The organism is Komagataeibacter intermedius TF2 (assembly GCF_000964425.1).
GTDB lineage: Bacteria > Pseudomonadota > Alphaproteobacteria > Acetobacterales > Acetobacteraceae > Komagataeibacter > Komagataeibacter intermedius.
This window is the reverse complement of sequence record NZ_BANF01000491.1, coordinates 1-243: the sequence shown is the minus strand read 5'-3', so window position 1 is coordinate 243 and position 243 is coordinate 1. Positions and strand designations below refer to the sequence as shown.

Here is a 243-nt window from a genome sequence, read left to right as displayed (position 1 = left end):
CGACGGGTCAAATGAAATCACCGCATTCGACGCATCAAGAATATTGCTGGTGGAACGGAAGTTCTCCTCGAGCTTGAACGTCTTCACAGCAGGAAACTCACGCGGGAAGTTCCGCAGGAAGCCGACTTTCGCCCCCCGCCAGGAATAGATGCTCTGGGAATCATCACCCACACAGAACAGTTCACCAGACGTCCTGCTGAGCAACGTGAGCCACAGGTACTGGGCGCGGTTCACATCCTGAAA

Annotated in this window: 1 protein-coding gene; it reads right to left on the bottom strand. The window is 54.7% G+C overall.

Annotated features, from left to right (window positions below; all coding sequences use genetic code 11):
• Positions 1-243 (bottom strand): UvrD-helicase domain-containing protein (locus B7449_RS18150; protein ID WP_048884015.1); only part of this gene is annotated, 243 nt, incomplete at both ends.